Raw genomic sequence first — 2087 nt, 5'->3', positions numbered from 1 at the left:
ATCAAGGTGACATAATCGGCTTTGCTCAAAATGAGGGCAGCAGCTGGCTGGAGACGGTGACGTCCTGGCAAGATACGCATATCCCGTGGGATGGCAACGTGCAGTATCAGTCCATTATCCTGCACCAGGTGCTTTCATTTAAAGGCGGGCTCAAGCTCACGATCGAGGCGCCGTCCGTATCTGAGCAACAGAGCGAATTTGCTTTGGAGGGCAGTTTGTCGCAGCAGGTGAACCGGCTGAACCAGAATGCCGTCCGGTACGGGAAGCCGTATTATGGTATTACCCATTCACGGACTGAGGGCTTTGTGGTCGAGCGGGAGGATCACCTGAGTCGGCTGCAGCTTAATTCCGATGTGATGGATTGGGAGGTCGATGGGGATTCCGTCTTATATCTGGATGCACAAGCACGTAAGCTAAAATTTGCTGGGGACCTGGAAGCGGCCAGCGGAACTTTTGCTGGGGATTTATCAGCGGCCGGCGGAACGTTTACGGGAACGCTACAGGGCGTAGACGGAACATTCTCCGGCACAATTCAGGGCGGAAGCTTTATAGGCGGCAGCATCCGGATCGGCAGTAGCTTCAGCGTTGATTCTTCAGGTCATATGATCGCGGTAGGTGCCGATTTTAGCGGAACCATTTCAGCCTCAGTCATCACCGGCGGCCAGATCAACGGGACGAACATCACCGGGGCGGATATTTTGGGCAGCCGGATCCGGACAGCAGCTTATGGTGACCGTATTGAATTGGATCCTGATGGCTTCGTGTTTTACGATTCGAACAATGCCCGCAGGGTGGTACTCGGCACGAATCCTAATGCTGGAATCTCAGGGCACACCTATTACAACTCATCGGGGCAGTCGCAAGGTTTGATTTATGCAATTTCCAATGAGCTTCATGTGATAGGAAATAATAATTTGAGGTTGGGTGCTAATGGAGGGAGAATAATCCTTCAAGGACTGGTTGAATTTACAAATTCGGTTGTTGGCTTAAGCGTTAGTCAAATTTCTGGACTTCAAAATCAATTGGATTACTTGCAATCTCAAATTAACTCATTGAGCCAGGCCTACTATAACCATACCCACTCTGTAACTTTGCCTTCGCATAATCACGGCAGGGTTGAAAACCAAAACTGGGGCGGAACCTTCACAACTTCCAGACCGTAAGGTATTATAGAGGATAATAATGCCAACGGAGGTAATTGTGATGAAGAAATGGTTATATCTTTTGAGCGGTGTTGTAATTGGTGCTGTTGTCGCTACTTCAAGCAGCGCTTTTGCAGCACAGGTTAAAAGCCTTGTGGGGCAAAAAGTAACAGGCGAATACACTGTTGTGGTAAACGGCAAAACTTTGTCCGATAAGGGTGCAGTTATAGATGGAAGAACGAATGCCCCAGTCAGGGCACTTTCTGATGCGTTGGGAGCTGATTTAAAGGTGGAGGGTAAGACAATCAACATAACCACTAATGAGTCGTCGAATTTACCATCAGGTAATAATGTGGGTGATTCAAATACCCCAAAAGAGATTCAAAAATCAGCACTGCTGAATCAAAAGTCATTATTGGAAGCGGAAATTGACCGCCTGAAAAAGTCGAAGGAATATAATCAAGAGCAGTATGAAAAAACTCAGGAAAGCTTCCCTAAACAAGTTTTTAAACAGGCGGTAGATGAAATAGACAAACAATTATCCGAGAAAAATCAAGAGTTAGAAAAATTGAACGATCAGCTCGCAGCACTCGAAAAATGATGGTTCACCACCCTACCAAATCATGGTACTATGAACCCATAAATATTTGTGGGTGTTAGGGGGGCTATTTTCTCATGTTGTACTTTCTATGCTTCTTGCCGCCGCTTGCTGTTTTGTTCTGCGGAAAACCAGGTGCGTTTCTTTTAAATGTTATCCTAACATTTTTCGGCTACATTCCTGGGGTTATCCATGCTTTCTTTGTTGTAAATAGTCATAAGGCGGATAAACGGAATAAAGAGCTGATCAGAGCGATTGAACGAAATAGGGGATGAAAAAATAACATACAAATATCACTTAGGTCTCGTCGATCCGGCGGGGCCTTTTTGATTTGAGGAAAGGGTGAA

General features: G+C 46.2%; 2 protein-coding genes and 1 pseudogene. All 3 read left to right on the top strand.

All coding sequences use genetic code 11. The annotated features are described in order from the left end of the window. Positions 1 to 1163, top strand: a pseudogene (locus GQY55_RS30635) (hypothetical protein); the annotation flags it as partial. Positions 1164 to 1203: 40 nt separating this feature from the next. Next, complete coding sequence (locus tag GQY55_RS30630; RefSeq protein WP_160045707.1) at positions 1204 to 1743, top strand: copper amine oxidase; 540 nt, start codon at positions 1204 to 1206, stop codon at positions 1741 to 1743. 74 nt (positions 1744 to 1817) lie between these two features. Continuing rightward, entirely contained in the window at positions 1818 to 2015 is a 198-nt protein-coding gene (locus GQY55_RS30625; RefSeq protein ID WP_160045706.1) for a YqaE/Pmp3 family membrane protein, read from the top strand. The last annotated feature ends 72 nt before the right edge of the window (positions 2016 to 2087 follow it).

The sequence above is a fragment of the Paenibacillus sp. USDA918EY genome, assembly GCF_009870825.1.
Lineage (GTDB): Bacteria > Bacillota > Bacilli > Paenibacillales > Paenibacillaceae > Paenibacillus_AQ > Paenibacillus_AQ albilobatus.
The sequence above is the reverse complement of the archived record's forward strand: the minus strand, read 5'-3'. Positions and strand labels throughout refer to the sequence as shown.